General features: G+C 67.6%; 25 protein-coding genes. 9 read left to right on the forward strand and 16 right to left on the reverse strand.

Features of this window, described 5'->3' with window-relative positions:
• Positions 1 to 67: 67 nt before the first annotated feature.
• Entirely contained in the window at positions 68 to 631 is a 564-nt protein-coding gene (locus DFS13_RS01085; RefSeq protein ID WP_111441299.1) for a putative glycolipid-binding domain-containing protein, read from the forward strand.
• Here the strand turns inward: DFS13_RS01085 and DFS13_RS01090 are convergent.
• The 5 genes from DFS13_RS01090 to DFS13_RS01110 form a co-directional block, all read right to left on the reverse strand.
• Positions 583 to 1,497 (reverse strand): alpha/beta fold hydrolase, encoded by a 915-nt coding sequence (locus DFS13_RS01090; protein ID WP_111441300.1) that lies wholly within the window; start codon positions 1,495 to 1,497, stop codon positions 583 to 585. The two genes, DFS13_RS01085 and DFS13_RS01090, sit on opposite strands and share 49 nt — an antisense overlap.
• A gap of 4 nt (positions 1,498 to 1,501) precedes the next feature.
• Positions 1,502 to 2,407, reverse strand: a complete 906-nt coding sequence (locus DFS13_RS01095) for a metal-dependent hydrolase (protein ID WP_034202192.1) — start codon at positions 2,405 to 2,407, stop codon at positions 1,502 to 1,504.
• Positions 2,404 to 3,342 carry an SDR family oxidoreductase gene (locus DFS13_RS01100; protein ID WP_006496951.1) on the reverse strand — a complete coding sequence of 313 codons (939 nt, stop codon included), beginning with the start codon at positions 3,340 to 3,342 and terminating at the stop codon, positions 2,404 to 2,406. The genes DFS13_RS01095 and DFS13_RS01100 overlap by 4 nt, the downstream gene beginning before the upstream one ends.
• Positions 3,343 to 3,363: 21 nt before the next feature.
• Positions 3,364 to 4,947: an NAD(P)/FAD-dependent oxidoreductase gene (locus DFS13_RS01105; protein ID WP_077021196.1), complete on the reverse strand. Its 1,584-nt coding sequence runs from the start codon at positions 4,945 to 4,947 to the stop codon at positions 3,364 to 3,366.
• A gap of 246 nt (positions 4,948 to 5,193) precedes the next feature.
• Positions 5,194 to 5,865, reverse strand: coding sequence for a lysoplasmalogenase (locus DFS13_RS01110; RefSeq protein ID WP_077189433.1), 672 nt, complete (start codon positions 5,863 to 5,865; stop codon positions 5,194 to 5,196).
• Between the two features lie 361 nt (positions 5,866 to 6,226).
• Between DFS13_RS01110 and speB the strand changes: the two genes are divergently transcribed.
• Complete coding sequence (speB, locus tag DFS13_RS01115) at positions 6,227 to 7,189, forward strand: agmatinase (RefSeq protein ID WP_111441301.1); 963 nt, start codon at positions 6,227 to 6,229, stop codon at positions 7,187 to 7,189.
• A 94-nt stretch (positions 7,190 to 7,283) separates the two neighbouring features.
• On the opposite strand, the gene DFS13_RS01120 is transcribed toward speB, so the two are convergent.
• The 5 genes from DFS13_RS01120 to DFS13_RS01140 form a co-directional block, all read right to left on the reverse strand.
• A complete protein-coding gene (locus DFS13_RS01120) occupies positions 7,284 to 7,508 on the reverse strand; it encodes a hypothetical protein (protein ID WP_006485967.1) in 225 nt (74 codons plus the stop codon).
• A 280-nt stretch (positions 7,509 to 7,788) separates the two neighbouring features.
• Positions 7,789 to 7,992: a cold-shock protein gene (locus tag DFS13_RS01125; RefSeq protein ID WP_006485974.1), complete on the reverse strand. Its 204-nt coding sequence runs from the start codon at positions 7,990 to 7,992 to the stop codon at positions 7,789 to 7,791.
• A gap of 381 nt (positions 7,993 to 8,373) precedes the next feature.
• Complete coding sequence (locus DFS13_RS01130; RefSeq protein WP_006485961.1) at positions 8,374 to 9,213, reverse strand: MerR family transcriptional regulator; 840 nt, start codon at positions 9,211 to 9,213, stop codon at positions 8,374 to 8,376.
• A 9-nt stretch (positions 9,214 to 9,222) separates the two neighbouring features.
• Positions 9,223 to 9,783, reverse strand: coding sequence for a GNAT family N-acetyltransferase (locus tag DFS13_RS01135; protein WP_006485973.1), 561 nt, complete (start codon positions 9,781 to 9,783; stop codon positions 9,223 to 9,225).
• An 80-nt stretch (positions 9,784 to 9,863) separates the two neighbouring features.
• Complete coding sequence (locus DFS13_RS01140; RefSeq protein WP_105866438.1) at positions 9,864 to 10,736, reverse strand: LysR family transcriptional regulator; 873 nt, start codon at positions 10,734 to 10,736, stop codon at positions 9,864 to 9,866.
• A gap of 131 nt (positions 10,737 to 10,867) precedes the next feature.
• Here DFS13_RS01140 and DFS13_RS01145 point away from each other — a divergent pair, with 131 nt between their 5' ends.
• On the forward strand, positions 10,868 to 11,866 hold the full coding sequence (locus tag DFS13_RS01145) for a quinone oxidoreductase (RefSeq protein ID WP_111441302.1): 999 nt from the start codon (positions 10,868 to 10,870) through the stop codon (positions 11,864 to 11,866).
• Between the two features lie 63 nt (positions 11,867 to 11,929).
• Here the strand turns inward: DFS13_RS01145 and DFS13_RS01150 are convergent, their stop codons facing one another.
• Positions 11,930 to 13,444 (reverse strand): MDR family MFS transporter, encoded by a 1,515-nt coding sequence (locus tag DFS13_RS01150; protein ID WP_111441303.1) that lies wholly within the window; start codon positions 13,442 to 13,444, stop codon positions 11,930 to 11,932.
• 236 nt (positions 13,445 to 13,680) lie between these two features.
• Here DFS13_RS01150 and DFS13_RS01155 point away from each other — a divergent pair, with 236 nt between their 5' ends.
• On the forward strand, positions 13,681 to 15,240 hold the full coding sequence (locus DFS13_RS01155; protein WP_006496958.1) for a methyl-accepting chemotaxis protein: 1,560 nt from the start codon (positions 13,681 to 13,683) through the stop codon (positions 15,238 to 15,240).
• A 60-nt stretch (positions 15,241 to 15,300) separates the two neighbouring features.
• Here the strand turns inward: DFS13_RS01155 and DFS13_RS01160 are convergent, their stop codons facing one another.
• Positions 15,301 to 16,968, reverse strand: a complete 1,668-nt coding sequence (locus tag DFS13_RS01160; RefSeq protein ID WP_111441304.1) for an ATP-binding domain-containing protein — start codon at positions 16,966 to 16,968, stop codon at positions 15,301 to 15,303.
• A 123-nt stretch (positions 16,969 to 17,091) separates the two neighbouring features.
• Entirely contained in the window at positions 17,092 to 17,946 is an 855-nt protein-coding gene (locus tag DFS13_RS01165; RefSeq protein WP_006485970.1) for a helix-turn-helix domain-containing protein, read from the reverse strand.
• Between the two features lie 486 nt (positions 17,947 to 18,432).
• Between DFS13_RS01165 and DFS13_RS41130 the strand changes: the two genes are divergently transcribed.
• Positions 18,433 to 18,642 (forward strand): hypothetical protein, encoded by a 210-nt coding sequence (locus DFS13_RS41130; RefSeq protein WP_011547465.1) that lies wholly within the window; start codon positions 18,433 to 18,435, stop codon positions 18,640 to 18,642.
• A 171-nt stretch (positions 18,643 to 18,813) separates the two neighbouring features.
• A complete protein-coding gene (locus DFS13_RS01175; protein WP_012493391.1) occupies positions 18,814 to 19,089 on the forward strand; it encodes a hypothetical protein in 276 nt (91 codons plus the stop codon).
• Positions 19,090 to 19,207: 118 nt separating this feature from the next.
• On the opposite strand, the gene DFS13_RS01180 is transcribed toward DFS13_RS01175, so the two are convergent.
• Positions 19,208 to 19,855 (reverse strand): hypothetical protein, encoded by a 648-nt coding sequence (locus DFS13_RS01180; RefSeq protein WP_006485969.1) that lies wholly within the window; start codon positions 19,853 to 19,855, stop codon positions 19,208 to 19,210.
• A gap of 198 nt (positions 19,856 to 20,053) precedes the next feature.
• Here DFS13_RS01180 and DFS13_RS01190 point away from each other — a divergent pair, with 198 nt between their 5' ends.
• Complete coding sequence (locus tag DFS13_RS01190; protein WP_111441305.1) at positions 20,054 to 21,388, forward strand: FAD-binding oxidoreductase; 1,335 nt, start codon at positions 20,054 to 20,056, stop codon at positions 21,386 to 21,388.
• A gap of 60 nt (positions 21,389 to 21,448) precedes the next feature.
• Positions 21,449 to 22,543, forward strand: a complete 1,095-nt coding sequence (locus DFS13_RS01195; RefSeq protein WP_012493390.1) for a TrkA family potassium uptake protein — start codon at positions 21,449 to 21,451, stop codon at positions 22,541 to 22,543.
• Between the two features lie 54 nt (positions 22,544 to 22,597).
• On the opposite strand, the gene DFS13_RS01200 is transcribed toward DFS13_RS01195, so the two are convergent.
• Positions 22,598 to 23,527 carry a LysR family transcriptional regulator gene (locus DFS13_RS01200; RefSeq protein ID WP_226244752.1) on the reverse strand — a complete coding sequence of 310 codons (930 nt, stop codon included), beginning with the start codon at positions 23,525 to 23,527 and terminating at the stop codon, positions 22,598 to 22,600.
• Positions 23,528 to 23,613: 86 nt separating this feature from the next.
• On the opposite strand from DFS13_RS01200, the gene DFS13_RS01205 reads away from it, so the two are divergent.
• Positions 23,614 to 24,486 (forward strand): NmrA family NAD(P)-binding protein, encoded by an 873-nt coding sequence (locus tag DFS13_RS01205; protein ID WP_012493389.1) that lies wholly within the window; start codon positions 23,614 to 23,616, stop codon positions 24,484 to 24,486.
• 264 nt (positions 24,487 to 24,750) lie between these two features.
• On the opposite strand, the gene DFS13_RS01210 is transcribed toward DFS13_RS01205, so the two are convergent.
• Positions 24,751 to 25,512, reverse strand: a complete 762-nt coding sequence (locus DFS13_RS01210) for an SDR family oxidoreductase (protein ID WP_111441306.1) — start codon at positions 25,510 to 25,512, stop codon at positions 24,751 to 24,753.
• Positions 25,513 to 25,541 lie beyond the last annotated feature (29 nt).

Here is a 25,541-nt window from a genome sequence, read left to right on the forward strand (position 1 = left end):
AGGGAATTCTGGATAGTCAGGATTTGTGCGACGATGCCCCGCAATGGGGAAACAGGGAGGTGGAACGATGCGCGAGGTGCGGTGGGCGTCGCTCGAAGGCGACGGGGTCGAACATCTGACGTTCGACCGCAGCGGCGGCGCGATCGTCGTCGAAAGCGCGGTGGTCGGCCAGCGGTACGGTCGCGCATACGGGCTCGCGTATCGCGTCGAGTGCGATGCGCAATGGCGCGTGACTTATGCGGTGCTCAAGGTGATGGGCGGCGGCACGCTGGCGTTGCGCGGCGACGGCACCGGCCACTGGCGCGACGGCGCGGGCCGCCCGTTGCCGGCGCTCGACGGTTGCATCGACATCGACATCGCCGCGACGCCGTTCACCAATTCGCTGCCGATCGGCCGCCTCGGGCTCGCGCGCGGCGAGCGGCGGCCGATCGACGTCGCGTACATCTCGACGCCGGACCTGACGGTCGCGCCGGTCAAGCAGGCTTACGCGTGCGTCGAACCGGGCCGGCGCTACCGCTACGAAGGGATCTTCCGGAATTTCACGGCCGAGATGGACATCGACGACGACGGGCTCGTCGTCGATTACGAGACGCTGTTCAAACGCCTGCCGGCGCCGCCGACGGCGCGCTGAACCGCGGCGTTCGTCGCCGCCGGTCGCTCCTGCGCGGACGCGAAACGGTCGATCCGCGACGCGATCAGGTCCGGATGGCGCAGTACGATCCAGTGCGTGCCGTCGATTTCCTCGCGCACGTGGTCGCCGAGCCAGCGGTCGAGGTCGACCGACATCTCGGGCGTCACGTAGCGGTCGCGCACCGGCACCAGGATCTGCACCGGCGCCTGCGCATACCGCTCACGCGGCTGGCGGGCCCGCGCGATGAAGTTCGCGCGGTACATCTGCATCCCGTTCAGCGCGTTCTTCAGTTGCACGGGATCGCGCTCGGCGCGCACGCGTTCGGTGAGCTGGAGCCAGCGCGGCCACAGCGCGGCGCCGCCGAGCCGCCATACCAGCGATGGCACGAGCGGCAGAAGGAAGAACCCGATGTACCACGACTTCAGGCTCTGCTTGAGCCGCAGCTTCGCGCGGAACACGTGATCGAGGCACGGGCCCGAGATCGACGTGTACGACGCGATGCGGCCGCGGAACGCGGGGTCGGTCACGGCCTCCCAGCACTGGATCGAGCCCCAGTCGTGGCCGACGAGGTGGAACGGCCGGCCGCCGCAGGTCGCGTCGGCTACCGCCTTCAGGTCGCCGGCGAGCCGGTCGAGCGTGTAATCGGCCCGGCGGCGCGGCGCATCGGATGCGCCGGCGCCGCGCACGTCGTACGCGATCACGCGGTAGCGCTTCGCGAGCTGCGCGCGGACCGGCGCCCACACGGCCGCCGAGTCGGGATAGCCGTGCACGAGGATCAGCGGCGGCGCGCGCCGCGACCCGCTTACGTAGACGGCGAGTTTCACGTCGCCGGACTGGACGGTCAGCATCTCGTGAGCGCGCGCCATGGCGTCATGCCTGCGGCACCGGGTGCAGCGGCACGCGGCGCGGGGCGGCTTGCGCCGCGTAGCGCGCGTTGGTCGCGTCGATGTTGTCGAGCAGCGTGTCGAGCTCCTGCAGGTACTGATGGTTGTCGTGATCCCACGGGTGGAAACCCGGGCGGAAGTAGTCGAGCCATTCGCGCGCGATGCTCGGAAACACGCCGTGCTTCGGGCTGTACAGATACTTCACGAGGCGCCACATGCCGCCGAACTTGCCGTGTTCGCGACGGTGCGCGCGCATCAGGCGTACGTGGAAGTCGAACACGATGGCCCAGAAGAACACCGTCGTCGTCAGCATCGTGCCGGTGCGCAGCAGGTAGCTGCCGAGGCCCGGCTTCATCACGGTGCGCCACACGTCGTAGGACACCGCCTTGTGCTCGGTTTCCTCCATCGCGTGCCACATCCACATCTGCTGGTAGCCCTCGACCGAGCCGTCGATCCGGTGCTCGTGGCCCGACAGCAACTGGTTCGCGAGGATCGCCGTGTAGTGCTCGAGCGCGATCGTGATCGCCAGCTGCATCGAGTGCGGCAGCACCTTCTTGAACCAGCCGAGGATGGTCCACAGGCGCTTGTCGAGCTTGTGCGCGGGCAGCCCCGACGATTGCAGCAGATCGTTGTATTCGATGTGCTCGCGCGTGTGCATCGCTTCCTGGCCGATGAAGCCGAGCACCTGCTTCTTCAACTCGGGATCCTCGATCCGGTCGCGGTAGTTGCGCACCGAATCCATGAAGAAGCGTTCGCCGGCCGGGAACAGCAGCGACAGCGCGTTCATGAAGTGCGTGACCGGCACGCCCTGCACGTGCCAGTCCTTCGCGCGTTCGGGCGGCAGCGCGAAACGGATGTCGCGCCGCACGGGCATCATGTTCGGGGTCGTCATGATTGTTCACCTCCCTGATTGCCTGCGTTGTTGTAGGTCGCGTGCAGCGGGGCGGGCGCCGGCGCCGGCGCGCCGCGCGCGGCACGGCGGGCTTTCGCCGCCTCGCGGCGCGTCGCGAGTACGACGAGCGCCTGGTACGCGGCCGGCAGCACGCGCGCCATCCAGTCCGCGCCCTTCGCGTCGCGGCCGATCAGCACGCGGCGCTTGTTCTTGCGCACGCCGGCGAGGATCGTGCGCGCGGCGTCGTCGGCGGTCGTGATGAAGAACTTCTCGAAGCTGTCCTTGCCTTGCTGTTCGCTCTCGACGATGAAGCCGACCATGTTCTTCGCGACGCGGCTCGACTGCGCGATGTTCGTGCGGATGCCGCCCGGATGCACGCAGGTGGCCGACACGCCGCACTTCATCATGTCGAGTTCCTGGCGCAGCGATTCGGTGAAGCCGCGTACCGCGAACTTGGTCGCGTTGTAGCCGCTCATGCCCGGCTGCGCGAAGATCCCGAAGATGCTCGACGTGTTGATCACGTGGCCGTCGCCCGATGCCTTCAGGTGCGGCAGGAACGCCTTCGTGCCGTGCACGACGCCCCAGAAGTTGATGTTCACGATCCACTCGAGATCGCTGTATTCCATCCCTTCGATCGTGCTCGACAGCGCGACGCCCGCATTGTTGAAAATCAGGTTGACCTTGCCGTGCTCCTTCGCGGTGTCGTCGGCCCACGCGAACATCGCGTCGCGATCGCCGACGTCGAGCACGCGCGTCGACACGCGCACGTTCGGCGCGATCGCGCGGACGATCCGTTCGGTTTCCGCGAGGCCGACGCCGTTCTTGTCGGCGAGCGACACGTGGCAGCCGGCCTGCGCGAGCTGGATCGCGAGCGCGCGGCCCATGCCCGAGCCGGCTCCCGTGATCGCGGCCACCTTGTTGGCGAAATCTCTCATGTCGTTGGCTCCTTGTCTGGCTCAGGCCGCTTCGGCGGACGTGGAAGCGGAAGCGGCCGGCGCGGCGGCGGGCCGCGCGGTCGTGTCGTGTTGCGGCGCGCGATACGCGTGGTAATCGGCGATCGAGAAACGCGCGGTCGCCTGGCGGAAGCGCCACGTGAAGCCTGGCCACAGCGTCGTGTTCTTGCCGGTGCGCGGATCGAGATACCAGCTCTTGCAGCCGCCCGTCGACCAGATCGCCTTCTTCAGCTTGCCCTGCAGGTCGCTGTTGAACTGCGCCTCGACGAGCGGGCGCACCTCGATCGCGTCCGCGCGCTCGCGGCGCATCGCCTGCAGCGCGCCGAGGATGTATTCGATCTGCGACTCGATCATGAACACCATCGAGTTGTGGCCGAGGCCGGTGTTCGGGCCGACGATCATGAAGAAGTTCGGATAGCCGGGCAGCGTCGAGCCGAGGTACGCGTGCGCGCCGTCGCGCCACGCGTCGACGATGTCGAGGCCGCCGCGGCCGATGATCGCGCCGCGCGGGTACGGATCGGCGACCTGGAAGCCGGTGCCGTAGATCAGGCAGTCGACTTCATGACGCTTGCCGTCGATCGTCACGACCGCGTCGGCTTCGATATGGTCGATGCCGGTCGTGATCACGTCGACGTTCTTGCGCGACAGCGCCGGGTAATAGTCGTTCGAGATCAGCACGCGCTTGCAGCCGAGCGTGTAGTTCGGCGTGACGGTCTTGCGCAACTCCGGATCGGGAATCTGCTTGCGGATGTGCCGCAGCGCGAGCTTCTGCACGTTCTTCATCAGCGACGGATGGATCGCGAAGCCGAGCACGCGCGATTCGAGCATCCAGTAGATGCCGCTGCGCACGATCTTCTGCGTGAACGGCAGCGTGCGGAACAGCCATTTCTCGAAGCCGGTCAGGTTGCGGTCCGGCTTCGGCATGATCCACGGCGGCGTGCGCTGGAACAGCGCGAGTGCTTTCACGCGCGGCGCGATCTGCGGGACGAACTGGATCGCGCTCGCGCCGGTGCCGATCACCGCGACACGCTTGCCTTCGAGCGGGTAGTCGTGATCCCACTGCTGCGAATGGAACGCGCGGCCCTGGAAGGTTTCGACGCCGGGAATCGCCGGCAGCGCGGCGCGCGACAGGCCGCCCATGCCCGACACCAGCACGCGCGCGGACAGCCGCTTGCCGTTCGCGAACGTGAGGCGCCAGCGTTGCGCGGCTTCGTCGTATTCGGCGCGCTGCAACTCGTGATTCAGCCGCAGGTGCGGGCCGACGCCGAAGCGCTGCACGCAGTCTTCGAGATACGCGCGGATTTCCGGCTGCGGCGCGAACATGCGCGTCCAGCGCGGGTTCGGCGCGAACGAGAACGAATAGACGTGCGATTGCACGTCGCATGCACACCCGGGGTAATGATTGTCGCGCCACGTGCCGCCGACCGAGGCGGCCTTCTCGAGGACGACGAAGTCGGTCACGCCCGTCTGTTTCAGGCGGATCGCCATCCCGAGACCGGCGAAGCCGGTGCCGATGATGGCGATGTCGATGGTTTCGTCCGGGCCGTCATGGCCGGGTGGACCGAAAGGCAACGTGCGAGCATTCATCCGGGTGTCTCCGATTTGGCTCATTTTTGAATGTTACATTGTTTGATGTAACGATAGTGGGTGAACCCGGAAACCGCAAGAGGCTAGAAGCGGCGCTCTAAGGGCCGGAAGCCAGACGGGAAAAGGCTGAGCGGGGTTTGGAACGGTCGGGTTTCCGCAATGCGGGATGAGCGGAAAAGGCCGCCGGCAGGGCGAGACAGGGAAGAAACGGGACCACCGGCGCGCGACGGTCCGTTTGAAACGGTATCAGGGACGGATCGATCGGGTGGCCGTCTCATGGAAAACCCCGGCCACGATCGTGACCTGCGCGAGCGCATAGAGGCCCCAGATCAGATAGTCGATGCCCGGAAAGCCGCCGAGGAACCGGCCGACGCCGATCAGCGTGTCGGAGCCGACGAAGATCAGGCTGCCGATCGCGACCAGCGGGCCGCGCGTGCGGGCGGCGAGCGCGAAGCTCGCCATCGCGCACAGCACGAGCATGTAGATGGCGACCGGCGCCAGCAACTCGCCGAGGTGCGGGAAGAATGCCGCGTAGAACGCCGGCGCGGCCATCCACAGCCCGACGAGCGCGACGATGCGCCAGCCGTGCGGCCGCGCGCGCCACCGGAAGAAGATCGCGCAGTAGCACACGTGCGTGAGCAGGAATGCGCCGAGGCCGAGAACGAACGACAACGGCCAGTCGGGCAGCGCGAGCAGCACGTCGCCGAGCACGGCGGTCGCGAGCGCCGCGCACAGCCACGCGCGTTCGCGCGGCGCGCCGCAGGTGCTGCCTGCCGTGAGCAGCAGGATGCCCATCGCAGCTTTCGCGGCGGCCTGGCCCGGATAGGGCGCGACGGCGAGCGACAGGCCGTACAGCAGCGCCGCGGCGATGGCGAGCGGCCACAGCCGGCGGTAGGGGGCGGGAAGCGTGGCGATCAAGGCGGGTGTCTCCGGTTTGTAGTTGTCTGCGGTGGACGCCGCGCCGTCGAGGGCGCGGCTGTCGGCCATTATCCGGAAGAACGGGCGCGCGAAAACCGGCGAATCCTTCTAGGAAACGACCGCGACGGGCGGCGGTGCCGCCGCCGGATTTTTCCGCGCGTTGCCCCGGCCGAACCGGGGCAACGGCGTCGATTCGGCTTGCTATGATCGCCGCGGTATTGCCGCTGTCGCTGTCGATGTCCCGCCTGGCCGCGCGACCGGATGCGCGAGCCGGTGCGTGCCGATGAATCCATGCCGTGCCCGGCCCGCGCCCTCAGAGCGCGCGGGCCGGCGCCGGCACCCCACGAAAACAGGTCCGACCATGACCGAACTTCTTCACGGCGACGGCGCGATCCGTCGCACGACGCCGTACGGTTCCTCGATCGAAAACACCTATGCGGGCGTGCTGTCGTTCATGCGCCGCAATTACTCGCGCGTGCTCGACGGCATCGACGTCGCGATCTCCGGCGTGCCGCTCGATCTCGCGACGACCTATCGTTCCGGTGCACGGCTCGGGCCGGCCGCGATTCGCGCGGCAAGCGTGCAGCTCGCGGAGCTCAATCCGTATCCGTGGGGCTTCAACCCGTTCGACGACCTCGCGGCCGTCGACTACGGCGACTGCTGGTTCAACGCGCACAACCCGTTGTCGATCAAGCCGGCGATCGTCGAGCATGCGCGCGCGATCCTGCGTTCGGGCGCGAAGATGCTGACGCTCGGCGGCGATCACTACATCACCTATCCGCTGCTGGTCGCGCACGCGGAGCGCTACGGCAAGCCGCTGTCGCTGATCCATTTCGACGCGCACTGCGATACGTGGGCCGACGACGATCCGGACAGCCTCAATCACGGGACGATGTTCTACAAGGCGGTGAAGGAAGGGCTGATCGATCCCGCGACGTCGGTGCAGGTCGGCATCCGCACGTGGAACGACGACTTTCTCGGGATCGAGCGGCTCGATGCCGCGTGGGTGCATGACCAGGGTGCGCGGGCGGCGGTCGAGCGAATCGTCGCGATCGTCGGTGCGCGGCCTGCGTACCTGACGTTCGATATCGACTGCCTCGATCCGGCGTTCGCGCCGGGAACGGGGACGCCGGTGGCCGGCGGGCTCTCGTCCGCGCAGGCGCTGGCGATCGTGCGGGGGCTCGGGGCGGTGAATCTGGTCGGGGCGGATGTGGTGGAGGTGGCGCCGGCGTACGATCACGCGGACATCACGGCGATCGCGGCCGCGCATGTGGCTTGCGATCTGCTGTGTCTGTGGCGGCAGAAGAAGGTGGCGGCGCGGTGACGCAGGTGAGCGGGCATGTGATGCGGAAGGCCGGCGGGCAGTTGCCCGCCGTTTTTTATGACCGTCTGCGCGGATCTCGCAAGTAGCGCGGCGTTCAACCGCGCGTATCGACCCAGTGGCGCGCCCAGCGTGCCGAATGCGCGAGCGCCTGTGCCTCGCTCGCGAAGTAATCGAGCGAATAGAACTGGTAGCGGCCTTCGCCGTGCGTGCTATCGGCGCGTTCGAGCAGCAGGTTGGAGGAAAAACTCCCGTCGGGCAGGCGATGCGCCGAGGGTTGGACGGCATAGCCGTTGTATTGCTGAATTCGTTGGTTGTCCATTTTAATTTTAATGATGTTCGAGTGCGCGCGTGCCGTGCGAAATACGCACGGTTACGCCGATTCAAAGCCATTGCGAGCCGAATCAGACGCAGTCGGAAAGCGAAAATAAGGCGTTGCGGCCAGAGGGGGGATGAAGTGCAACGAGACGTGTAGCGCGTGGCGAGCTGCTGACTGAATAGATGCAGCTAAAAAGCCGATCGCGCCAACTTGGGGAGACGAAGCTCCGTGGGGATGTCGCTGCGACCCGGCGTCCGTCGTGGGAGGCCGGGCCCTTCAAACTTTACAGCGGCTTGATGTTCGCCGCTTGCAGACCCTTCGGTCCTTGCTTCGTTTCGAAGCTCACTTTCTGGTTTTCAGCCAGCGTCTTGAAGCCGTCGGCACGAATTTCCGAGAAGTGAGCGAACAGATCGTCGCCGCCGTTGTCCGGCGTGATGAAGCCAAAGCCTTTGCTGTCGTTGAACCACTTGACGATACCGGTATCCATGAAGATTCCTTGAGAAAAAATAGAGAAATTTGCTCTGTGGAAGAGCGCGTGAAGCGTCAAGGAGGGAGAGGACAACGAATACCGCTGAGGAGGAGCGAGCAATTGATGAACAGCAATCGGACTTCTTGGACTTCGGTGCCTACACTAACCGTCGCTGGGGCTCGCGTCAACCGTTATCTTGTAACTGTTTCGCAGCGTAGCCTGCGATGACGGACGCAGCGCGGTGGCGCCGTCTGGCTGGAATGCGCGCGGGCGCGGCTGCTGGCCATTTGCCGGCCCATGCTGGCGGCTATCGTCACCTGCAATGGACGTTGGCCTTTCCTCCAGCCGGACACGCGCGCGTTGTCGCGAAAAGCCCACGCATGCATGACGGCGAAGGCCTTATGCGGTGTCGCCGTCGCCCTGCGTATCGCTCGTACCGGACTGCCGCGCGGCTTCGTCGCTGAGTTTCTTGTCGAGAATCGTCGCGACGCGGCCGCCCAGATACGCACTTGCCGCATTCTCGAGCGCGCGGTTCGTCTCGCCTTCGACGAACACGGCCGCGAGCGGGCGCAGCCGCCAGATCGCGTCGACGAGCGCCGGCACGTCGGTGGCGGGCGGCAGCGTGCCTTCGTCATAGCGGTCGAGCCGCTTCACGACGAGATCGACGAGCAGCCGCGCGATCGCGTCGAAATGCGGCCGCGCGACGCTGATCACGTCGAGCAGTTCGCGCGGCGGAATCCCTTCCTTCGTCATCGCGGCGGCGGCCTCGAGCAGCGCGGGGCTTTTCGCGACGAACGACAGGCCGCGCCGTTCGAGCAGCCCGAGCTCGGTCACGCGCGACAGTTGCGTGGTTGCCTGCGGGCCGAACATCTGCGCGAGTTGCGCGAGCGAGTAGGTTTTCGGCAACTCGTGCGACCAGCGGCCGCCGATCGCGTTTTCGAGGCCGAGGATCGAGCGCAGGTCGTGGCCTTCGTCGATCGCCTTGATCAGGTCCTGGATGTTCGACAGCGTGTAGCCGCGCGCGAGCAGATGGTTGATCAGCTTCAGGCGCGCGACGTGCGTGTCGTCGTAGATGCCGACGCGCCCGCGTTTCTCCGGCGGCGCGAGCAGCCCGCGATCCTGGTAGGCGCGGACGTTGCGCACGGTGGTATCGGACACGCGCGCGAGCTCGTCGACCGTGTACTCGTTGCGGGAATCCGGCGTGGCCTCGTCGGGCGTGGAATGAGTCTGTTTTGACATGCGGCCATTCTAGCGCGCCGGGGCAGGCTCGGGCGAGGCGGGGCGCGTGTTCGCGCCTTCGCCGAGCGGGCGCTGCAGCAGCGCCGTATCGATCCAGCGGCCGTGCTTGAAGCCGACCGCTTTCAGCTGGCCGGCCGGTTCGAAGCCGAACGCGCGATGCAGCGACGTCGAGCCGCCGGTGCCGCCGTCGGCGATCACCGCGATCATCTGCCGCCACGGGCCGTCTTCGCAGCGCGCGATCAGCGCGGCGAGCAACGCGCGGCCGATTCCGCGGCCGCGCTGCGCGTCGTCGATGTAGATCGAATCCTCGATCGCGAAGCGGTACGCGCTGCGCGTGCGGTACGGCGTCGCGTACGCGTAGCCGGCCACGCGGCCGTCGCATTCGGCGACGAGATACGGCAGCCCGTGGTTCAGCACCGCGTCGCGGCGTGCGCGCAATTCGGCGACGTCGGGCGGCGTTTCCTCGAACGACGCGACGCTGTGGTGAACGTGATGCGCATAGATCGCGTGGATCGCCTCGAGGTCGGCATCGGTCGCGTCGCGCACGACGCAGGCGGGAGCGTTGGACATGGCGGCAGGGCGGTCGGAATCAAAACGCTACTATGCCGGCCGCCGCCGCGCGTGGTAAAGCCGTTTGCGAGTTCGGCGGCTTACAACCGGCCGTCCGCCGCATGCACCGCATCGGCGATCGCGTCGGCGACGCGCTGCACGCGCGGCGACCGGCGCACGTCCGGGTGAACGACGAGCCAGATTTCGCGCTCGATGTCGCAACGCGGCGCGGCCGTCAGCTCGACGAGCGGCGCGCCGGCATGCGCGGCCGGATCGTCGACGAGAAACCGCGGCAGCAGCGCGACGCCGGCCCCGGCCGCGCACGCGCGATGCTGCGCGGCGAGGTCGTTGGCGATGAACGCAAAGCGGCGCCCGGCCGCGAAGCGTTCGAGCCATTGCTGCTGCGGCGTTTGCGCGAGCGCGTCGTCGTAGCCGATGAAGGGCCAGGTGTCGGGCGGCGCATCGGCCCATTCCGGCGCCGCGCACAGCGCGAAGCGCATCGTGCCGAGCCGGCGCGCGGCGAGCCCCGGCTTGCTCGGCCGCGACAGCCGCACCGCGAGGTCGGCTTCGCGCGCATACAGGTTCGCCGCATGCATCTCGCCCATCAGGTCGATCCGCAGCGCCGGCCACGCGCGCTGCGCGCGAGCCAGGCGCGGCGCGAGGAAATGGCTCGCGAACACCGGCGACGCCGATACGCGCACCACGCCGTCGAGCGCCGCCGCGCCTTGCGCGGCGCGCGCGAACGCATGCGCGTCGGCTTCGAGGCGCGCGGCGTGCTCGGCGAGGTGCAGCCCTTCGTCGGTTGGCGGCCAGCCGCGCGGCAGCCGGTCGAACAGCCGGATCCCGAGCGCCGACTCCAGCGCGTCGATGCGCCGCGCGACCGTCGAATGCTGGACCTGCAGCGCCCGCGCGGCGGCCGACAGGCTGCCGCCGCGCATCACCGCCAGGAAGTAGCGGATGTCGTCCCAGCTCATCGGCAGTGCGGGTGAGGGGACAGGATCGCGATCGGTCGAATTTTGCACAGTAGATGGGCGTTCAACGTGAATTCCGTTCGATTATGCACGATGGGATGATCGTGTCACTTCATTCGATAACGAGGAACGTCATGACCCAAACCGCCAATGCCATCCGGATCGGGATCGACCGTTACGGCGATGCCGGCGTGCTGCGCCGCGTCGATGCGCCCGTCGCGCCGCCCGGCGCCGGCGAAGTACGGATTCGCCAGACCGCGATCGGCGTGAATTTCGTCGATATCTACTTCAGGACCGGCGCGCATGCATTGCCCGCGCTGCCGGACGCGCTCGGCGTCGAGGCGGCCGGCGTGATCGACGCGGTCGGGCCGGGCGTGACGGAGCTCGTGCCCGGTCAGCGCGTCGCGTATGCCGGCATGCCGACCGGCAGCTATGCGAGCCTGCGCACGATGCCGGCCGAGCGCGTGCTGCCGATTCCAGACGGGCTGAGCGACGAAGCCGCCGCCGCCGGGCTGCTGAAGGGGATCACCGTCTACATGCTGCTGCATCGCGTGCGGCAGGTCGGCGCCGGCGACACGGTGCTCGTGCATGCGGCGGCCGGCGGCGTCGGGCTGCTGGCGACGCAGTGGGCGCGCGCGTTCGGCGCACGGGTGATCGGCACGGTCGGATCGGCCGCGAAAGCCGCGCTGGTGCGCGCGCACGGCGCGGAAGCGGTGGTCGATTATCGCGAGGCGGATTTCGTCGCGGCCGCGCGTGCCTTCGGCGGCGGTGCGGGCGTCGATTACGCGATCGACGGAATCGGCGGCGACGTGCTGACCCGCACGCTCGGCGCGATTCGTCCGTTCGGGATGGTCGCGAGCATCGGGCAGGTGGCCGCGATCGGCACGCGGCAGACGTTCGATCTCGACGAGCTGGGCCCGGCCCGTTCGATCGCGCTCGCGCGGCCGAGCGTGCTCGGTTTCATCGCGCGGGACGTCGGCGCGTATCGGGACGCCGCGCGGGCGACACTCGACCGGCTGGCAGGCGGCATGCACGTCGAGATCGGCGCGCGCCTGCCGCTCGAACAGGCGGCCGATGCGCACCGGTTGCTGGAGTCGCGCGCGACGACGGGCGGTGTCGTGCTGTTGGCGTGATGACGGGGCGGGCGACTCGCGACGCGGCTCGACCCGACGGTCGTGTCGCGAGCCGCCGCTCGCTCAGTTGTGCGTGCGCAGCGGCGCATCTTCGACGAACCACGCGAGCACGAACGCGATCGCGATCACCGTCGCGGCCGACAGGTACACGACGTGCAGCGAGCCGGCGAACGCGTGCAGATACGCGTCGCGCACGGCGCTCGGCAGCTGGTGCACGGCGGCCGGGCCGAGCGCGGGCGGCAGCTCGATGCCGGCCGGCAGCGCGTGCCTCATCCGCGCTTGCAGCCCATGCGAGAACAGCGCGCCGAATGCGGCGACGCCGAGCGAGCCGCCGATCGAGCGGAACAGCGTTGCACCCGACGTCGCCACCCCCATGTGCCGGAATTCGACCGTGTTCTGCACGGCGAGCGTCAGCACGGGCATCACCATCCCGAGCCCGATTCCGAGCAGCGCCATGTACGCGTACATCGTGTGCAGCGGCGTATCGAGCGTCAGCGTCGACAGCAGCGCCATCGCGACGCCGCCGATCAGCGTCCCGGCGATCGGGAACATCCGGTACGAGCCGAGCCGCGAGATCAGCCGCCCGCTGACGATCGACGTCACGAGCATCCCGCCCATCATCGGCAGCAACTGCATGCCGGCCTGCGACGGCGTCGAGCCCTTCACGACCTGCAGGTAGAGCGGGATGAACGTGACCGAGCCGAACAGCGCGATGCCGACCACGAAGCCGATCAGGCTGACCAGCACGAAGGTGCGGTGACGGAACAGGTCGAGCGGCATGATCGGCTCGGCCGCCAGGCGCTCTTCATAAATGAAGCCGCCGATCGCGACGAGCCCGAGCACGAGCGTCATCCATAGCTGCGGCGACGTCCACGGCAGCAGCGAGCCGCCTTCGCTCGTGAACAGGATCACGCAGGTGAGGGCGGTCGCGAGGAACGTGGCGCCCAGGTAGTCGATCCGGTGCTTCACGTGCGCGGTGTGCGGCCGGAACGCCATGCCGATCACCGCGAGCGCGAGCAGGCCGAGCGGCAGGTTGATCGTGAAGATCCAGCGCCATGACAGGTGCTCGACCAGGAAGCCGCCGAGCAGCGGGCCGACGATCGTCGCGAGGCCGTAGACGCCGCCGAACATCCCCTGGTAGCGCGCCCGGCGATCGGGCGGGACCAGATCGCCGATCGCGGCCATCGTGACGACCATCAGGCCGCCGCCGCCGAGCCCCTGCAGCGCGCGCAGCCCGATCAGTTGCGTCATGTCCTGCGCGACGCCGCACAGCGCCGAGCCGGCGAGAAACAGCACGATCGCGGCCTGCAGCACGATCTTGCGGCCGTACAGGTCGCCGAGCTTGCCGTACAGCGGCAGCACGACGGTGGACGACAGCAGGTACGCGGTGACGACCCACGACAACTGGTCGAGCCCGCCGAGTTCGCCGACGATCGTCGGCAGCGCGGTCGACACGATCGTCTGGTCGAGCGCGGACAGCAGCATGACGAGCAGCAGCGCGGCGACGATCAGCCCGGTCGGCGCGTCGCGGCGGGCCGCGTCGGCGGCCGGCGGAGTGAGGAGGGTGTCGGTTGTCATCGAGATATCTGCCATGGCAGGAAAGCTGGACCGAAATATAGCCACGGATGATTGACTAGTCAATTTCTGCTCAGCCTCGATATGTTGCAGTCGTAACAGGAGATTGCCCGCCCGAAAGAAAAATTGACCACGGTCAGCCGGAAAGCGGGGACGGACTCAAGTTTCTTGCAGGCAAACCGTAATCCAGAGTGCCGCGGACCGATTGCCGCGGCACTTTTCATCGCTCACGTGCCGTCATGAACCTGAACGCCCTGTTTTCCCGTTTCTCGATCCGTACGCGGATTTTCTCCACGCTCGGCCTCGTCGCCGTGCTGCTCGTCGTATCGGGGCTGATCGGCCTCGCGGGCATGCAGAGCTCGAATCGTGCGCTCGACGAGGCCTATACGCGGCAACTGGCCGCGAAGACCGCGCTGTCCGCGGCGAGCCTGAACCTGACGATCGTGCGCACCACGCTCGACCGTGCGCTGCTGCATCCGGAAGCGCCGGACGTATCGGAACTCGTGAAGAAGGCCGAGGGCTATCTCGCGAAGGCTGACACGGCGTGGCGCAGCTACGCGGCGATGCCGCACGGCGACGACGAAGGCCCGCTCGCGAGCCGCCTCGATGCCGCGCGCCAGGCGCTGATCGGGCAGGCGCTGAAGCCGATGATCGATGCGATCCGCGAAGGACGGCGCGACGAAGCCGACCGCTTGCTGATGACCGTCGCGCCGCCGTTGTCGGTCGCGCTCACGCAGGCGACCGACGCGCTCGATGCGTACCAGGCCGCGCGCGGCAAGGACGTGTACGACACCGCGCAGACCTATTACGGCTGGATGCGGATGGGCGCGATCGCGGGGATCGCATTCGGGCTGGCCGCGTGCCTCGGCTGCGCGATCGGCCTGCATTTCGCGATCACGCAGCCGGTGAATCGTCTGCTGTCGCATTTCCGCCGCCTGTCGGAGGGCGACCTCACGTCGGAAGTGCGCTGGTCGTCGCGCGACGAGATGGCCGAGCTGGTCAAGGGCGTGACCGGCATGCAGCGCAGCCTCGCGGATACGGTGCGCCAGGTCAGCCAGGGTTCGGAAGCGATCTCGACGGCGACGCACCAGATCGCGGCCGGCAACACCGACCTGTCGCAGCGCACCGAAGAGCAAGCATCGGCGCTGCAGGAAACGGCCGCGAGCATGGAGCAACTGACGGCGACCGTGAAGCAGAATGCCGACCACGCGCTCGAGGCGCAGGCCTGCGCGGACAGCGCGAGCGAGATCGCGACGCGCGGCGCGACGGTCGTCGGCGAGGTGATCGGCACGATGAACGAGATCGACCAGAGCTCGCAGAAGGTCGCCGACATCATCGGCACGATCGAAGGCATCGCGTTCCAGACCAACATCCTCGCGCTGAATGCGGCGGTGGAAGCCGCGCGCGCGGGCGAGCAGGGCCGCGGCTTCGCGGTGGTCGCGGGCGAGGTGCGCACGCTGGCGCAACGCTCGGCGTCCGCGGCGAAGGAAATCCGCACGCTGATCGGCGAATCGGTCGAACGGGTCGCGACCGGCTCGCGGCTCGTCGGCATGGCCGGCACGACGATGCAGGACATCCAGCAGGCGATCGGCCGCGTGACGGGCATCATGACGGAGATCGCGGCCGCGTCGAGCGAGCAGCGCGACGGGATCGAGCAGGTGAACCGCGCGGTGTCGCAGATGGATCAGGTGTCGCAGCAGAACGCGGCGCTCGTCGAGCAGGCGGCCGCGGCCGCCGCGTCGCTCGAGGAACAGGCGGATGGGCTGCGTCGCGCGGTCGGCGCGTTCCGCGTCGCCTGAACCGAAATGACGGCGGCGCGATGACGGGCCGGCGCTCGCCGGCCGCGTCGACCCGCGGCGTCAACCCGTTGCGAGTTGCGCGGCCGCGCGCGACGACGCGACGATCAGCAGCTTCATCGTCGCGCGCGTCGCACCGACGAACAGCTTGCGCGCGGCACGCGCGTCGAGCGTGTCGAAGTCGACTTCGGTGAGGATCACGCACGGCGCCGACTGACCCTTGAAACGGTAGATCGAATCGAGCAGCACATCGCCGTCGCGATACTCGGGGTTGCCGAACAGGTCGTACTTGCCGGTGAAGCGCTTGATCCGGTGCGGGCCGAGCTGGTCGAGCGGCGCGAGCACCGAGCCTTCGCGGCCGCGGTACGACAGCACCGCGATGTCCTGCTTGCGGAAGCCGAGCGACAACGCGTGCGTGATCGCACGCTTGGTCGCGTCGATGCAGGCTTGCGCCGAGGCGTCGCCCGACGCGCCATCGTCCCCGTAGGCCGACACCGACGGATCGGAGCCGTCGAACGGGCTGCCCGAGCGCAGTTCGGCCGCGAGCGGCTCGACCCGGCCGACGACGTCGCGCACGAATTCGAGCAGGTCGCGCGGGCTGCGGTAATTCGTGAGTGCCTTCAGCGTGACCCAGCCGGGCAGTGCGACGGGTTCGCGCATGTACAGGTTCTGCAGCGGATCTTCCAGCCACCACCATGCGGCGTCCGGCGCCAGCAGGCGCTCGAGCGCGGCGGCCCACGGCGCATGGAAATCCTGCCCTTCGTCGACGATCAGCACGTCGAAGCGCCAGCACTCGGGAATCGGCGCGTCCGCGAACCGCGCTTCAAGTCGTTCGAATTCGCCGGGCACCTGGAAGTCGGGCGTGTAGCCGCCGTCGCGCGCGACCCAGTCGCACAGCTGGTGGTAATTCGCGATCTTCGCGCCGGGCGGCGCGATGCGCGTGATGTAGTCGGCGAGCGGCCGGTTGAAGCAGACGTACAGCACCCGTTTGCCGGCCGCGACGGCATCGCGCATCACCTGCACCGCGAGCTGCGTCTTGCCCGAGCCGGCGGTGCCGGTGACGCGCAGCCGGAACGGCGCGAATTCGAGCTGGCGCGCCCAGGCGGCGAGCCCGCCCGACAGCCGGGTGACGAGCGTGCCGGCCTGGCCGACGAGTGCGCTCGTGTCGGGCGTGAGCGCGAGCTCGTCCGCGAGGAAATGGTGGAGCTTCGGCGCGTTCGGAAAGGGTTCGTCGGCCTCGGGCAGGATCTGCAGGATCACCTGCCCGAGCTGCGCCTTGCGCGACGCATCGACGATGCGCTCGGGCGCGACGCCGGCGATCGACGCGTCTCGGATCGCGTAGTCGGGGCAGTACAGCAGCGCCTCGACGCCGTAGACGCCCGCGCCGAGCGCGGCCGTCAGGCGCCGGTGCAGCGTCTCCTGCGTGCGCGCGAGCTGGATCGGGACATTGCGCTCCTTCTGCAGGTAGACCTTCACGAGCCCTTTCGGCGTTTCGCGCAGGAAGCCGGCTTTCTGCTCGATCAGCAGCACGCGGCCGGCCGGGCTCACGACGACGAACGCGGCTTCGCCGAACACCGAGAACGCCTGGTCGGCGCGCGTCCAGTGGACGCCGTGATACACGGTGTAGCCGTCGGGCAGCGCGTGTTCGAGCGCGGCGAGCGTTTCGCGCTCGCGTTCGGCCGCGCCGGTCGCGGCGAGGCTTTTCCAGTCGTCGGGGATGAGGCGGGCCATGGCGTCGGGCGGCGGATGCCGGCGTGGGCGTGAACGGGTGCGGCTATTGTACTGAGGAACCCGCTCATGCCCGCGGTGCCGCGCGGGCGGTGGCCATTCGACGGGCGGCCGGCCCGGCGGACGTCAGCCGCGCGCGAGCCGCTTCGCGAGATCGGCGCTGAGGATCGCCATGCGCGCGGGTTTTTCGTAGCACACCACGTCGAATGCGCGGATCACTTCGCTGATGTCGGCTTCGCTCGCGCGGCCGGTGAGCAGGTCGCCCGTCAGCACGAAAATCGGCGCGCCCGGGTTGTCGGACGTGCGCACGGCCTTGATCGCGGTGGCGGCCGTGCTGTCGTCGAACAGCCATTCGGTCAGGACCGCGTCGAAGGCCTGGCCCTGCAGCGCGTCGACGAACGGCGCGAGACCGTCGAATGCGGCCGTCGCGAAACCTTGCCGTTCGAGATAGCGGCACAGCTCGGTCGCGCTGACGCGATCCGGGTCGATCACCGCGACGACGAGCTTGTCGCTCTCCGCGCGGCGCGGGTAGATCTCGATCTTGTGCACGTCGTATGCGTTCTGGTACAGCACACCGGTATGGCGCAGCACGCGCCAGCGGCCGTTCTGTTCGTACGCGACGAACTCGGGGCGCGCGCCGGCTTCGAGCGGCGCGCCGATCCAGGCGGTGCACGGAATCTCGGCGACGCCCGCATACAGGACGGCTTCCTGGGAATAGGCACCGACCATGCCGGGGTCGAGCGTTTGCGCGCCGAACAACTGGGCGGCGGGTTCGCCGTACGCTTCGGCGACTTTCTTGATCTGCGCGAGCGTCCAGGGGCTGCTGCCGCGCAGTTTGCGGTGGCCTTGCGAGAAACTCAGATCGAGGATGCGGCACAGCTCGGTGGTCTGCTGGCGCTTGCCGATGCCGTTGCGGGTCATCAGCTCGCGCACGCGCTCGGCAACCGCGAGGGAATCCGTGGTGATTGCTTCAGTGGTCATGCTACGGGAACGGATCGTGACGTTCAGAACGACGCCTTGCGGCAGTCTCGGCGGACAGTCTTCATGACGTCCAATGGCGAGCCGACCGGCCACGCACGGAAAAGATAACTTTACCGCAAAATGGTCGTCATTCAGTGTTGTGAAAGGTGCGTTTGTGTGAAAGGTGTGTCATGAAGTTACGCTCGACCGGCCCGAGCGCGCGGGCGCGACGGTGCGTTCGACACCGGTCGGTCCGGATTCCGGTGGGCCGGGATGCGATTCCACCCAAGGCGGCAGGTAATCGCCGCGCGATGCACCAACGCAGGGCGCATGCTCGCCCGAACCGAGGTATCGGACCCGTTTTGCAGGATATCGCGCGACGGCCGGCGGAGGCGCTGGCAGGGCGATCGATCGACGGTTTCTTCTAGTGAAACCGGCGTGGATACATTTGCGAAGTCGACGAAGCTGCATGCTACGATTTCGCCGTCTCAAAAAAGTGTTGAACCGATGCAGAAGAAATTCTTGATGCGCGGATACGAAATGAACTGCGAGCCGCGCGTGACGGAGACCGGCAAATACGCCGCGCAGGTCGAGGTCACGAAGGTGGGTTTCAGCCGTGAGGCTGCGTTCCGCAAGCTGGGTGAATTCGATACCGAAGCCGAAGCGGTCGCGTACGCGAGACAATTCTCCGAAGAGTGGTTGAGCCGCTATGCGTAGGTAGTGCCGCGTGTGCCCGTGCAATGCGGGCCTCCGGTTGACCGGCGGCGCGGCGCCCCGAACGGCTGGAATTCCTGCCTGAATATTGCGAATGCGTCCGGAAATTTGTAGATTGACGACTCCTGTTGTGAGGTATCGATCGTCCGAAGGCAACGCAATTGGAGACTGCGAATGTCCACTTTGTGCATGCAGACCGTCGTTCACGGCAAAACTGTCCAGGTCGTGCTGTCGCCGGAGCGGCGTACGGCCCGGATCGACATCGTCGATGACGAAACCGGCAGCTATCCGCCCCGCACGATGAGCATCGAGCAGTACGTCGACGCCGGCATGGCCGACGACGAAATCGCGCGGCATGTGCTCGAAGTCGTCACGATGTCGATCGAGCAGCTTGCGAGGCTGCAGCCGTTCGACCGCGCGGCAGGCACTCAAACGCGCTATTCGCACTGACGGCGCTTGGGCAGCGGCTGCTCCCGCGCAGACCGCAGTTCCGGCTGAATCGCCGCGTGGCTGATCGAGCGTTCGACATGTCGTCGTCGAGCCGGCATGCATCGGTCGCGCGTTCGCGCTACGCCGGCATGTACAGGAACGGCTCGCCGTCTTCCCGCTCGACGGACAGCAGCCGTTTGAGCTGATCCAGCGCGAACAGTTGCTTGCCGTCCGCCGCCGCTTCGGCGATCGCGGCGTCGACCAGCTTGCGCGCCCGCGCCAGGATCACGGATCGCTGCCGCGCAATCTCGAGCACCATCCGTTGCTCGACGTTCTGCCGATTCGATTTCCTGTCGCTCAGGTGACGCCAGCGATCGCGAAGCTCGGCCCACGTGATGCGCTGAAATTCCGGAATCGTGCACGGCAGCGTGCCGGCCTCGGCCGGCTCGGGCTGCGCGCGCAACGCGCTGCGCAGTGCCGCGCGGGCACGCCATTCGTCCGAAAACGGCGCATACACGTCGCGCGTGCGGCCGATCGGATTCGCGCGCTCGATTTCCTTTTCGAGCAGGTAGCCGAGCCGCCGAAGCGCGGACCCATGCGCGAGCATGTCCGGATCGAGCACGCGGATGCGGCGCGATGCGTCCGCGACGTGGGCTTTCAATTCCCACAGCGTCAGGCGGAGGTGCTGCACTTCGAGTATCAGGCGCTGCACGTCCGCGTAGGTGCAGTGCGTCCACCATTCGGTGAGGTCGTTCAGCTTGGGAGGATCGAATGGGGGAAGGATCATTTTTACTGCGATGACACTGTATGGATATACAGTTTATCTCGTGCCGAACCGGGATCGTCAAGCCGAAAAAACGGGGCCGGTCGGCGGGCGGGCCTGGATGTGGGGATGGGGCGGGGTCCGGATCGTGCCGCCCGCTTCATGTGACGACGTTGCCGCGATAAGCTTGGCCGGCCATGCATTGATACCCGACAGAAAACAATGACCACCACTTATCCGCTGCACGACGCATTGAGCCACGCCGATACGGCGTTTCCGGTCGAGGCCGACGTCGTGATCGCCGGCGCCGGCATCATGGGCTGCGCGGCCGCTTACTACCTCGGCCTGCGTGGCCTGAAAGCCGTCGTGCTCGACAAGTCGCGCATCGCCGGCCAGCAATCGACGCGCGCGTGGGGCTTCGTGCGCCAGCAGGGGCGCGAATCCGCCGAAGTGCCGCTGATGATGGCAGGCATGCGAATCTGGGAAGGCCTGGAGCAACAACTCGGCTTCGATCTCGAATGGCGGCAAGGCGGCTGCCTGTACCTGGCCGACAACGAAGACGACTGGGCGTCGTTCCAGGCATGGCTCGCCGTCGCGCGCGAGCACGGGCTCGACACGCGCACGCTGACGCGCGCCCAGATCGACGAACGCGTGAACGGGCTGTCGACGCAGGCGCGTACCCTCGGCGGCTTGTATACGGCGACTGACGGGCAGGCCGAGCCGCGCCGCCTGGCCGCCGCGTTCGCGGCGCGCGCGACCGAGGCCGGCGCGCGTTTCTTCGAAGGCTGCGGCGTCACCGCGATCGAGACGGCCGGCGGCGCGGTCGTCGGCGTCGCGACCGAACGCGGCACGATCCGCACGCGGCGCGTGATCTGCGCGGCCGGCGCGACCAGTTTCCGGCTGCTCGACGGCGTCGGCATCCGGCTGCCGCAGCAGGCCGTGCGCGGCACCTGCATGCGCACCAACGTGGTCGCGCCGGTGTCCGCGGCGACCGTGTGGGGCCATGGTCTCGGCATCCGGCAGCGCAAGAACGGCGCGATCAATCTCGCCGACGACATGCAGGTCGACGTCGATCTGACGCTCGGCCACCTGCGCGGATTGAGCCTCTTCTGGCCGGAGTTCTGGTCGCAGCGCGACAAATTCCGGCTGCACCTGAATGCATCCGCATGGCGCGACGTGCTCGCCCGCATCCACGGCACGACCGGGGCGATCGAGCCGCGCGATCCGCAACCGCAACCGAATCGCGCGCATGCGCCGCGTGCGCTCGCGAAGCTCAAGGCGATCTTTCCCGCGTTGAAGGATGCGCAGATCGTCGAGGCGTGGGCCGGCCTGATCGACGTGCTGCCCGACGGCATTCCGGTGATCGATGCGCCCGGCACGCCGTCGGGGCTCGCGATCGCGACGGGGTTCTGCGGTCACGGTTTCGCGATGGGGCCGATCGTCGGCCGGCTGCTCGCCGAATGGATCGACACGGGCGCGCCGTCGCTCGACCTCTCGGCGTTTCGTGCACGGCGTTTCGTCGACGGCACGATGGTGCGGCCGCGCAGCATGCTGTGACGGCCGGGCGCACGCGTTCCCGTCGTAGAATCGAGCCCGCATCCTTCAGGAGATTCCCCGTTGGCCACGCCATCCGATCAGCGCCGCTCCTTGCGCATGCGCCTGCGCCGCGCCCGCAATCCGTGGCAGGCGCCGCGTGCGCGCACGCTGTTCACGCGCCCGGCGACCTCGCCGCGGCGCACGCTGCTGTTCCGCCTCGGTGCGGTCGTGCTGTTGTGCACGCTCGCGTTCCTCGTGCTGTATCTCGATCGCGACGGCCTGCGCGATTCGACCAAGAGCACGCCGATGACCGTGGCCGATCTCGTGTACTTCACGATGGTTACGGTCGCGACGGTCGGCTATGGCGATATCGTGCCCGTCACGGCGCGGGCGCGCCTGCTCGATGCGTTCTTCATCGTGCCGATCCGCATCGGCATCTGGTTCATTTTCCTGGGCACGGCGTATCAGTTCGTGATCCAGCGCGTCATCGAGGAATTCCGCATGAAACGCCTGCAGAAGCAACTGTCCGACCACATCGTCGTGTGTGGTTATGGCCTGTCGGGGTCGATCGCGGTGCGCGAGTTGCTGGAGAGCGGCGTCGATCCGGCGACGATCATCGTGATCGATTCGCAGCAGCAGGCTCTCGAGGCGGCGACGTCGCTCGGCGTGACGGGATTGCTCGGCGATCCGGCGCACGAGGATCTGCTGCAGCAGGCGCAGGTGCGCGCGGCGAAGGCCGTGATCATTTCGGTGACGGACGATCCGACCGCGATCCTGTTGACGCTGTCGGTGCGCAGCATCGCGCCCGATACGAAGATCGTCGTGCGGATCCAGGAGAACCTGTACCAGCGGCAACTGCGGCAGGCCGGCGCGGACGTGATCGTGTCGTCGACGAAGATCGGCGCGCTGTTGCTGGCGGACGCGGTCCATAGCCGCTACATCGTGCCGTTCGTGAACGACATGCTGTCGACGCGCGGGCGCGCGACGCTGCTGGAGCGCGAGGCGTTGCCGCATGAAATCGGCTGCCTGACGAACGTCGTGCCGGGCGCGATCGTGGTCGGGCTCGACCGCTGCGGGAAGATTCATTCGTTTTACGAGGATCCGCCGTGCCGGATCGAGGCGGGCGATACGCTGGTGGTGATTCAGTCGGCGCGGATTCCGGATCCGGATGTGTGACAGAGAAGCGGGTTGCGCCGAGCGCGATGCGTCGCATACGCCTGCTGGCCATACCTAGCGCCCCATCTCCCGCGCAACTTCCACGATCTGCTGCCGCAGCCAACCATGCGCGGGATCGTCGTGTGTGCGTTCGTGCCAGATCATCGACGGCGAGAAAGACGGCACCTCGACCGGCAACTTCACGAGTGTGACCGGCATCGACAACGCGACATGCCGCGCCAACCGTTGCGGCAGCACTAGCGTCATGTCGCTCTTCGCGACCACCATCGGCGCCACCAGGAAATGCGGTAGCCGCATTGCAATCCGCCGGTGCAGCCCTTGCCGCGCGAGCGCTGCGTCGACGAGTTCTCCACCCCGGCCGCCGATCGTCACCAGCACGTGCGACAGCGCGGCGAAACGCTTCGGTGTCAGCCGCGCCGACAGTGCTGGATGCCCGTTCCGCACGATGCAGACCAGATTATCGTCATAGAGCTTTCGACGATAGATGCCGGCGGGCAACGTATCGTCGTCGAATACGCCGAGCGCGATACCTGCGGTGCCATCCGTCACGAGTTCGACGTTATTGCTGCGTGACGGCGGAACATCGAGATCCAGTCCCGGCGCGCTTCGTTCCAGCCGCGCATTCACATCCGGAATCAGCGTCAACGCCATGTGATCGAGGCTCGCGATCGAGAACAGTCCGCGCGCGGTGGCCGGGTCGAACACCGCAGGCGCGACGATGCCTGCCGCTTCCGTCAGTACACGCGACACGCGCTGCGCAAGCGATGCCGCGCGCGGCGTGAATTCCAGCCCCTTCGGCGTGCGCACGACGACACGATCGTGAAGCAGCGTGCGCAGCCGGCCCAACGCGCGGCTCGCAGCGGGCTGGGTCAGGCCGAGCCGCATGCCGGCACGCGTGACGCTGCGTTCCTTGAGCAATGCGTCGAGCAGCTTGAGCAGGTTGAGATCGACGGACCGTAAATCCGCTTCGTGCATGTTTGACATGATCGGTATGCATTTGAGTTATGTGAGGTCAGCGTACATCATCGAAACCATCGCTCCAACCGGTGGAGCGGCTATTGGGAGAACACATGTACGTTGTCACGGGTGTCACAGGACGCACGGGGGCCGTCGCCGCCCGGGTGCTGATCGATGCAGGGGTTCCGGTTCGCGTGGTCGTGCGCGATCGAGCGAAGGCGGTGCGCTGGACGGAGCTGGGTGCGGAAGTGGTGGTTGCCGATCTGGCCGATTCCGCTGCGTTGATGCAGGCGTTCGCCGGCGCGCGCGGTGCATATCTGGTCAAGCCGCCCAACTATGCGCTGGAAAATCTGTTCGAGCACGCGGACGTGACGGCGCGTGCCGTCGCCGCGGCGGTTCGCGCGACGGGCTTGCCGAAACTCGTGTTGCTGTCGTCGGTCGGCGCGGACCGGTCGGCCGGCACCGGCGTGATTGCGACCAACCGGACGGCCGAGCAGCGGTTGGCCGAACTGGGCATACCGGTCGCGTTCTTGCGGGCCGCCTACTTCATGGAGAACTGGGCGCGCGTCGTCGAGCCGGTCCGCGTGCAGGGTATCCTGCCGAGTCTGCTCGGGCCGGTCGAACGGGCGATCCCGATGGTCGCGACCGAAGACATCGGCCGCGTTGCGGCGGAAATGCTGCAGGAAGACTGGAGCGGTGTCCGGAAGGTCGGGCTGGCGGGGCCGAGCGCGTATTCACCGGCCGACATCGCGGATGCCTTTGCGCGCGTGCTGAATCGGCCGGTGCGACCGGTGGCGCTCGAGCCGTCCGCATGGGCCGGGGTGCTCGCGATGAACCCGTTCTCGACTGCCGCGATCGATGGTTTCATCGAACTGAATCGCGGGCTGAACAACGGCCATATCGGCTTCGAAAGCGACGCAACGGTGGAACTTCGCCACGGGCGCGTGCCGTTCGAGCATGTCGCCGAGGATATCCTGCGGGCGTAACGCCGCGCGTTCGCATTCCATCCGGCTCTATTGCGGGGCCGCTCAATCCTTTCGTACCCGCGCCGTGCCTATGTCGTTCAGGGGCAGGACCGTCGTCGGTTCGTCGTATGTAAGCCGCCGTCGACCGGCGAGAAAAAGAAGATACGTTGACGGAACACGCGCGGCGCGGCGTGCTGCACCGGCCCGACCGGTGACGCGCATCGAGCGACGGGAGGCATTGCATCCGTTCGTGGACGAGGCCTCCCGGTACAACCTCGGCGCCCGCTATCCGCGACCGACGAACGGCATCGCCGTCGCCATGATCGTCATGTTGAGGATGTTGGTGTCGAGCGGCAGATTCGCCATCTGCACGATCGCGTTCGCGACATGCGCGACGTCCATCCGCGCTTCGGGCGCCAGGCTGCCGTCCGCTTGCGGGACGCCTTGCGTCATCCGTTCCGTGAGCGACGTCGCGGCGTTGCCGATGTCGATCTGGCCGCATGCGATGTTGTACCGGCGGCCGTCCAGCGCCAGCGACTTCGTGATCCCGGTCACCGCGTGCTTGGTGGCCGTGTACGCGATCGTGTCGGGGCGCGGCGCGTGCGCCGAGATCGAGCCGTTGTTGATGATTCGGCCGCCCTGCGGCGTCTGCGCTTTCATCATCTGCCATGCGGCCCGCGCGCACAGAAACACCCCGGTCAGGTTCGTCGCGACGACGCTGTTCCACACGTCGAGCTCGTATTCATCGAGGGAAACGACCGGGGCGTTGCGGCCGGCATTGTTGAACAGGACATCGAGCCGGCCGAATTGTTGCGCGATCCGTGCAAACGCGTGGTCGACCGACGCTTCGTCGGTGACGTCGACCGGAAACACCTGCGCGTCGCCGCCGGCGGCGCGGATCGCGTCCTGCTGCGTTTCGCGTAACGACGCCTCCGTGCGCCCGAGCAGCGCAACGGTGAAGCCGGCCTGGGCAAGCGCGAGGGCCGCGGCGCGGCCGATGCCGGAGCCGGCGCCCGTGACGGCGGCGAATTTCTTCGAGACAGACATGGCTGGGTTTCCTGCGGGTCGAGTAAGGG

The sequence above is a fragment of the Burkholderia sp. 28_3 genome, from assembly GCF_003253915.1.
Lineage (GTDB): Bacteria > Pseudomonadota > Gammaproteobacteria > Burkholderiales > Burkholderiaceae > Burkholderia > Burkholderia cenocepacia.

Bases quoted from the DNA above. Each gene is read 5' to 3' on its own strand.
- DFS13_RS01085 (WP_111441299.1), top strand. From the start codon at position 68: ATGCGCGAGGTGCGGTGGGCGTCGCTCGAAGGCGACGGGGTCGAACAT.
- DFS13_RS01090 (WP_111441300.1), bottom strand. From the start codon at position 1,497: ATGGCGCGCGCTCACGAGATGCTGACCGTCCAGTCCGGCGACGTGAAA.
- DFS13_RS01095 (WP_034202192.1), bottom strand. From the start codon at position 2,407: ATGACGACCCCGAACATGATGCCCGTGCGGCGCGACATCCGTTTCGCG.
- DFS13_RS01100 (WP_006496951.1), bottom strand. From the start codon at position 3,342: ATGAGAGATTTCGCCAACAAGGTGGCCGCGATCACGGGAGCCGGCTCG.
- DFS13_RS01105 (WP_077021196.1), bottom strand. From the start codon at position 4,947: ATGAATGCTCGCACGTTGCCTTTCGGTCCACCCGGCCATGACGGCCCG.
- speB (WP_111441301.1), top strand. From the start codon at position 6,227: ATGACCGAACTTCTTCACGGCGACGGCGCGATCCGTCGCACGACGCCG.
- DFS13_RS01120 (WP_006485967.1), bottom strand. From the start codon at position 7,508: ATGGACAACCAACGAATTCAGCAATACAACGGCTATGCCGTCCAACCC.
- DFS13_RS01125 (WP_006485974.1), bottom strand. From the start codon at position 7,992: ATGGATACCGGTATCGTCAAGTGGTTCAACGACAGCAAAGGCTTTGGC.
- DFS13_RS01130 (WP_006485961.1), bottom strand. From the start codon at position 9,213: ATGTCAAAACAGACTCATTCCACGCCCGACGAGGCCACGCCGGATTCC.
- DFS13_RS01135 (WP_006485973.1), bottom strand. From the start codon at position 9,783: ATGTCCAACGCTCCCGCCTGCGTCGTGCGCGACGCGACCGATGCCGAC.
- DFS13_RS01140 (WP_105866438.1), bottom strand. From the start codon at position 10,736: ATGAGCTGGGACGACATCCGCTACTTCCTGGCGGTGATGCGCGGCGGC.
- DFS13_RS01145 (WP_111441302.1), top strand. From the start codon at position 10,868: ATGACCCAAACCGCCAATGCCATCCGGATCGGGATCGACCGTTACGGC.
- DFS13_RS01150 (WP_111441303.1), bottom strand. From the start codon at position 13,444: ATGACAACCGACACCCTCCTCACTCCGCCGGCCGCCGACGCGGCCCGC.
- DFS13_RS01155 (WP_006496958.1), top strand. From the start codon at position 13,681: ATGAACCTGAACGCCCTGTTTTCCCGTTTCTCGATCCGTACGCGGATT.
- DFS13_RS01160 (WP_111441304.1), bottom strand. From the start codon at position 16,968: ATGGCCCGCCTCATCCCCGACGACTGGAAAAGCCTCGCCGCGACCGGC.
- DFS13_RS01165 (WP_006485970.1), bottom strand. From the start codon at position 17,946: ATGACCACTGAAGCAATCACCACGGATTCCCTCGCGGTTGCCGAGCGC.
- DFS13_RS41130 (WP_011547465.1), top strand. From the start codon at position 18,433: ATGCAGAAGAAATTCTTGATGCGCGGATACGAAATGAACTGCGAGCCG.
- DFS13_RS01175 (WP_012493391.1), top strand. From the start codon at position 18,814: ATGTCCACTTTGTGCATGCAGACCGTCGTTCACGGCAAAACTGTCCAG.
- DFS13_RS01180 (WP_006485969.1), bottom strand. From the start codon at position 19,855: ATGATCCTTCCCCCATTCGATCCTCCCAAGCTGAACGACCTCACCGAA.
- DFS13_RS01190 (WP_111441305.1), top strand. From the start codon at position 20,054: ATGACCACCACTTATCCGCTGCACGACGCATTGAGCCACGCCGATACG.
- DFS13_RS01200 (WP_226244752.1), bottom strand. From the start codon at position 23,527: ATGTCAAACATGCACGAAGCGGATTTACGGTCCGTCGATCTCAACCTG.
- DFS13_RS01205 (WP_012493389.1), top strand. From the start codon at position 23,614: ATGTACGTTGTCACGGGTGTCACAGGACGCACGGGGGCCGTCGCCGCC.
- DFS13_RS01210 (WP_111441306.1), bottom strand. From the start codon at position 25,512: ATGTCTGTCTCGAAGAAATTCGCCGCCGTCACGGGCGCCGGCTCCGGC.